The sequence below is a fragment of the Scytonema sp. PRP1 genome (assembly GCF_036697665.2).
In the GTDB taxonomy this organism is placed as follows: domain Bacteria; phylum Cyanobacteriota; class Cyanobacteriia; order Cyanobacteriales; family Nostocaceae; genus Kalymmatonema; species Kalymmatonema gypsitolerans.
On sequence record NZ_JBAHYJ020000092.1, the window covers coordinates 43,395 to 49,394 of the forward strand.

Consider the following 6,000-nt stretch of genomic DNA (forward strand, 5'->3'; position numbering starts at 1 on the left):
AATGGACTGAAAATCTTGCCTCGTTTTGCGTTTAGTTGTCTTGAGAGGACTTAGGCTACTCGCTGTGGGGTTTCTAACCCTTGGCGGACTTATCATCAATCTAGTTGCCCGTTCACTCTGGCGTTGAAGCCGTAGACTTGACGACTACCAACTAACGGGACTAATGTCACTTCTTTTTCATCGCCTGGTTCAAAGCGAACTGCTGTTCCCGCGGGAATATCGAGACGCATTCCCCGCGCTTGTTCTCTCTCAAAATTCAACGCAGCATTAACTTCGTAAAAGTGAAAGTGAGAACCAACTTGTATCGGTCTATCTCCTGTATTTGACACTTGCAATCTTACAGTAGGACGACCTGAATTAAGTTCTATTTCCCCAACTGCTGTGATAATTTCCCCTGGAATCATAATAATTTAAAATTTCAAATTCAAAATTCAAAACGCGACAGAATTAACGAATTGGGTTATGCACTGTTACCAACTTTGTCCCATCCGGGAAAGTTGCTTCCACCTGCACTTCATGAATCATCTCTGGTACACCTTCCATCACATCATCCCGCATTAACAGCGTTGTACCATAACTCATCAACTCTGCCACAGTTCGCCCGTCTCTCGCGCCTTCCAAAATACCAGCAGAAATATACGCCACAGCTTCTGGATAATTCAACTTCAAACCTCTTTCTTTCCGTCTTTCTGCCAATAGCGCAGCAGTAAATATCAACAATTTATCCTTCTCCTGCGGCGTAAGTTGCATTTCCTACCTCTTTCTCTCCTCTCTGTGTACTCTGCGTCCTCTGCGGTTCAAAGAAGCCAAACTCGCGGTATACAGCCACGACGCGCCAAAAATGATTGTCGCAGCAGTTGCCAGACAGCTGTAAACCAGTTTCTCACCTCAGATGTTGCACAACCACGATATCGACACAATAATCCACATGAAAGACGAGTCACACCTGCTTCCCCTTCCCCCACACCACAAAGAACGCGCCTTCTCCACCAAATCCGGTGAAACCTCTTGCCCAACGTATACCAGACTACCTACCAAAGGTTGTCCTGCCAAGCCGTGGGGACTGTGAAAAACCTCTTCGCTACCCGGTAACCATTGCCTATCAATCCACAAGGGGACGCCTTGCTGCCAAATTTCCGTGTGCGATCGCCATTCTCCTGTTGCAAATTTCTCTCCTCTGGCACTGCGTCCAAATCGGTTGATTTCCCAGCCTATCCAGCTTGCTCCTGTAGCTAATTCTACCCGCAAGTCTTGCCGATAAATTGCCCCGTTAAAGACTATTGTTTCTTGGGGTAACCACTCCAAGCAAGCACCAGTATCAACTTGTATCTCAATGCTTTGTTTTGCTTGAGTGCCATTACTGCGATATATCTTACTTGCTGCTGCTGTTGTGATCAGTGCTTGGGCGTCCTTTTGGAGGTGAAAATTGCAAGAAAGGCGATCGCCTCCCACAACTCCCCCTGCTGTATGTAATATTACGCTATGACAAACCTCTTGCCCTTCTGGATAAAATGGGCGTTGTACCTTCAGCGGTGCTTGATTTTGGTTGTGAATGAGCGTTGTTGTATTTTGGCGATGAGCGTACACTAAATTAAGTTTGCCATGCCAGCCATTTGAGGATTGTGCTGTGGTTTGATAGTTAGGCTGTTGATTCACAAATTATTAATTTTTTTTAATTTCTTTTTTTTAGTCTATAGGGTATGCCTTGCCGACTCTACTTAATATTTATTACGATTTTTCGCCAAGAACACATAGTTGTTGAGGGAATTGTCGCAAACTCAGTAGTTATCTGTGGATAAGTGTTTTTGGCATTTTGGCTACTCTTGTTAACAACAAAAGGATAGATTAGGGCGATAAGCCGTCATGCACATCGTGGTTGAAACACCGTCAACCCCAGGTAATAAGCCTGGGGTTTTATTTTAGCTATTCTTGCTTAGTTACTTGGCAATTTGGCAATTATTTGGATTGAAACAAGCCTATCTTTATAAATTAATGCGGTCTTGCATAAAAGACTCAAAGTACACGACAAAACCCCTTTTCCCCGGTTTAACTACCGGGGTTTCTTGCAAATTGTGGTAAAGGTCAACGTTTTCGTCAAAGTCGATCCCACATTTGGAGTGGTGGTCAAGGTTTATGTCAAGGTCAATGATGACGTTCTCGTCAAGGTGAAAGTTTTGGGAAATGAAAGGTCAGATTGATAATCCTATGCTTAGAAAGCGTGGGATTTTTTCTTTTTTTGAAGGCTAACTAGTGAGCGCAAACGCTCAAAGAGTCTAGGACTAAAGTCCTTACTACAAACTTATACAACCATCATAATTAATGCGATGAACTACTAGTTGAACTCACATTATTCATGGTCTGAACTGTCAGCACTTGGGGTGGGGTGGCGTCTGGCGGATAGAGGAAGTCTACTTCTACTAATCTTCTCTCGCCTCCTTTCATATTTAACATCACTAATGATTCTCCTTGTTGTCCCCGTTTCTGCACTAAATGCAAATACTGCGTTTGGGGTAGACCTTGGTCATCTTTGTAACGTACTCTTACCGAACCCCGGAAGAACACTTGCGGCGCTGGTGGATTTAAAAAGCGCAATCCTGCTTTGGTTAACTGGTCTTCTTTTACTGGTGTCTGCATTGACACCATAACCGTTTGGGGGTTCTGAGTATTGTTATACAGTGGCAATGTTAGGCTGTATTGCACAGTGTAATTTCCATGAGCGCGATATGCGGTGTCAGGATAGCGTACCAGCATCGGCGCACTTTGTATTTGACTCGTTCCTAAGGTACCGCGATCTAGGGCGCTTAGGGCGTAAGAAAAGGCAAGTCCCGGACTGGGAATGGTCAGATGTTGAGCTTTTGGATCATCTATTAATAATGCTTTCCATTCAGTCCCCTGGGCGACTCCGGCAACGCGACCATATATGATTGGTTTGTTAGTCTCCTCAAGAGGGGTGGGGACTTTATCGCGTGGTCCGGATAAATCACCATTATCTAGTAAATTTTGCCATTCTTCTAAACTAGGCTCACGCTCGCTGCCATCAGGATTCTTTGGTGCAAACATTGCCAGACTCGCTGCATATACTGTGTCGTTACTCCACAGTCGCATAAATGTAGACCGACCATTTAAGGGTGGTGTGAGTCCGTTCACAGGAATGGGCGCATTCATCAACATCCGGCTTTCGCCTGGTGGAATGATGATTTGAGGAGGAAATGTGTCTTGTCGTTGTCCCCGCAGGACATCATACATCACGCGATCGCCTGGTCCGGCGAAAATTGTCCCCAAAATATTCTCACTCTTAGATGGCAACTCCGCAAACGGCGCATCTGGCTGGCTTAAATAACTCGCCGCCTGCAAGATATTCACTGTCACGGGTTGTTTTCCTGGGTTGTGCAGGATTATCCCGAGGTACAGCGATCGCAAGTCTTCTGGTGTGGGTGCTTGAGCAACATGGTGGGCAAAAACATCAAATCGTCCTTTAAAAGGAAAATTCAGGTGTGCTGTTGGGACTTTTTTCCCTTCGGATGGAAAGGTGGAAAGCAAAATTCCTTCTTTCAGAACCTTTTCTGGGCTATTGCTGTTAAATACAGGGATATTATCCAGATTTCCTGGTAAAGGACGCACTTGTTGCTGTTGCACAATTTCTTGTGGCGGTGCTGCAGGGGGAGGAGTGATTTGAGCGATCGGAAAAATTAGTAAGAATGGCAACATATACTTACATATATTTTTCTCGCTACAGACGCAAACAGCTTTACCAAAGTGCCAGCCTGTGCATAATCAATAAAAAATCGTCAACGACTAAGGGCAAATTTTCTTCAGTCACAATAGGAACGTGGACAAAGATGCAAGGGGTTGTTAATTGCTGTTGGCGTAGTTCATCTAAAACGCAATAGTAAAGACCTTCGCAAACAAATTTTCCGCAGTCGTGACTGATCTCAACTGCCCTTGCTCCCGCCACTAATTGCTCTAAATCAACTGTTGTCTGCAACACATTTTCTCCACAACTAGCGCCGACTTCCACACTTAATAGTGTCCGCTTTCGTGCCATGCCACAGCAGATAATGCAGTCTGGTTGGAGTTCATGGATTTTTTCTATGACTCGAAAACGGGCTCGCTGCACATCTACAGGCAACAGTCGCAACAAGGTTAAATCATAAGGTAACGAGTTAAGCCGAGCAACTTCTGCCAACAAATCATCAGAAGAATTTGATTTTTGATCAGATAGCCAAGTGTCAAAAGAAGTTAATAGAATTCTTTTCTTCATATCGAATATTATTTAATATAGATAATATAGAAATACCCTCCATTATAAATTAACAGGGAGCAGGTAAATGACAGTGATTGCAGTCGTAGACTACGACATGGGAAATTTGCACTCGGTTTGCAAAGGTTTGGAAAAAGCCGGGGCAACTCCTAAGATTACTGACTCTCAAAAGGAATTAGAAAAGGCAGATGCTGTAGTTTTGCCGGGAGTGGGTGCATTCGATCCAGCAGTGCAACACTTGCGATCGCGTGGTTTGGAAAAACCAATCAAAGAAGCAATTGCATCTGGCAAACCCTTTTTAGGCATTTGTTTAGGGCTGCAAATTCTTTTTGAGTCAAGTGCAGAAGGAGTTGAACCGGGACTCGGAATTATTAAAGGAACAGTCAGGCGATTTCACCGAGAACCAGGAATTGCCATTCCTCATATGGGTTGGAATCAACTCGAACTGACTCACCCAAAAAGTAATTTGTGGGAGTATCTCCCATCTCAACCTTGGGTTTATTTTGTTCATTCCTATTATGTTGATCCACAAGATCCGCAAGTTTGTGCTGCAAATGTTACCCACGGTAGTCAAACTGTAACAGCTGCGATCGCCCGCGATAACCTTATGGCAGTTCAGTTCCACCCAGAAAAATCCTCTAATATTGGATTGCAAATTCTGTCTAATTTTGTCTCCCAAGTTTGGACACAAGTTGCTGCCTAAATACAATTGTGGATGAGTCAATAGTCTCTAGTCACAAGTTGCTGCCTAAATACAATTGTCGTCGTCAATACTCCATAGTCTCTAGTTCATAGTCAAAGGGTTTTTTGAGAATTGATTGTTAAAATTTGTAAATTTCATATAGGATGGCATTGCCCACCTTTACAAGTGACTGGTGGGTGATGCTTACCCAATAAAAAGATGTTTGCAAATCATGACTAATGACTAATGACTAATGACTAATGACTAATGACTAATGACTAATGACTAATGACTAATGACTAATGACTAATGACTAATGAGTTTAAGAATTTACGGTAATCGACAATTAAAAACTTTACCAGGGAGAGAAACCCGACCGACAAGTGCGCGGGTACGGGAGGCAGTTTTTAATATTTGGCAAGGGACAATAGAAGGTTGTCGCTGGCTGGATGTGTGCGCCGGTACTGGTTCAATGGGCGCAGAAGCTTTATGTAGAGGAGCCAGCCTAGTCGTAGGGATTGAAAAATCTAACCGTGCTTGTGCAATTATCCAACAAAACTGGCAGAGCTTAGCGAGTGCCGAACAAGAATGGAAGGTACTGCGGGGAGATGTGGTACAGCTTTTGCCAAAATTGTCAGGACAGTTTGACAGAATTTACTTCGATCCACCTTATGCGAGTGGATTATACCAGCCAGTGCTAGAGGCGATCGCTCACTCTGGGCTTTTAGACGCCAATGGTGAAATAGCAGTCGAACATAATCCTCAAGATTGGACACCTCCAGTCATTCCATCTTGGGAAATCTACCGCGAAAAAGTTTACGGAAACACAGCTTTAACCTTTTACAGAGTTGTGGAGTGAGGGGAGTGGGGGACAATTCAAAATTCAAAATTCAAAATTCAAAATTCAAAATTTAAAGTTCCTCACTCCCGACTCCCCACTCAGTACTCAGTACTTTACAAACCTAGCTGATTGCCGCGCTTGTATTGTTGGTAAGCTTTGTAAAACAATCCACTCAAGGTTACGAAGATTAGACCCAGCACAATGCCGTCAAGCAAG

General features: G+C 43.8%; 8 protein-coding genes and 1 pseudogene. 3 read left to right on the plus strand and 6 right to left on the minus strand.

The window, feature by feature from the left end:
• Positions 1-95 precede the first annotated feature (95 nt).
• The 3 genes and pseudogenes from V5G28_RS24845 to V5G28_RS24855 form a co-directional block, all read right to left on the minus strand.
• Positions 96-404: an urease subunit beta gene (locus tag V5G28_RS24845; RefSeq protein WP_332989128.1), complete on the minus strand. Its 309-nt coding sequence runs from the start codon at positions 402-404 to the stop codon at positions 96-98.
• Positions 405-447: 43 nt separating this feature from the next.
• Positions 448-750 carry an urease subunit gamma gene (gene ureA, locus V5G28_RS24850; protein ID WP_332989131.1) on the minus strand — a complete coding sequence of 101 codons (303 nt, stop codon included), beginning with the start codon at positions 748-750 and terminating at the stop codon, positions 448-450.
• A 47-nt stretch (positions 751-797) separates the two neighbouring features.
• A pseudogene (locus V5G28_RS24855) lies at positions 798-1,656 on the minus strand (urease accessory protein UreD).
• A gap of 344 nt (positions 1,657-2,000) precedes the next feature.
• Here V5G28_RS24855 and V5G28_RS24860 point away from each other — a divergent pair.
• Entirely contained in the window at positions 2,001-2,198 is a 198-nt protein-coding gene (locus tag V5G28_RS24860) for a hypothetical protein (protein WP_336231324.1), read from the plus strand.
• Positions 2,199-2,316: 118 nt separating this feature from the next.
• Here the strand turns inward: V5G28_RS24860 and V5G28_RS24865 are convergent, their stop codons facing one another.
• Positions 2,317-3,708, minus strand: coding sequence for a DUF3370 domain-containing protein (locus tag V5G28_RS24865; protein WP_332989137.1), 1,392 nt, complete (start codon positions 3,706-3,708; stop codon positions 2,317-2,319).
• 40 nt (positions 3,709-3,748) lie between these two features.
• Complete coding sequence (locus V5G28_RS24870) at positions 3,749-4,261, minus strand: peptidase C15 (protein WP_332989139.1); 513 nt, start codon at positions 4,259-4,261, stop codon at positions 3,749-3,751.
• A gap of 67 nt (positions 4,262-4,328) precedes the next feature.
• Here V5G28_RS24870 and hisH point away from each other — a divergent pair, with 67 nt between their 5' ends.
• Entirely contained in the window at positions 4,329-4,964 is a 636-nt protein-coding gene (gene hisH, locus V5G28_RS24875; protein WP_332989141.1) for an imidazole glycerol phosphate synthase subunit HisH, read from the plus strand.
• 295 nt (positions 4,965-5,259) lie between these two features.
• Positions 5,260-5,802, plus strand: a complete 543-nt coding sequence (gene rsmD, locus V5G28_RS24880; RefSeq protein ID WP_332989143.1) for a 16S rRNA (guanine(966)-N(2))-methyltransferase RsmD — start codon at positions 5,260-5,262, stop codon at positions 5,800-5,802.
• Positions 5,803-5,897: 95 nt separating this feature from the next.
• Here rsmD and petG read toward each other — a convergent pair whose 3' ends face one another.
• The gene (petG, locus tag V5G28_RS24885; RefSeq protein WP_332989149.1) at positions 5,898-5,999 is read right to left on the minus strand and encodes a cytochrome b6-f complex subunit V; all 102 of its coding nucleotides are present in this window, start codon (positions 5,997-5,999) and stop codon (positions 5,898-5,900) included.
• Position 6,000: the final 1 nt, after the last annotated feature.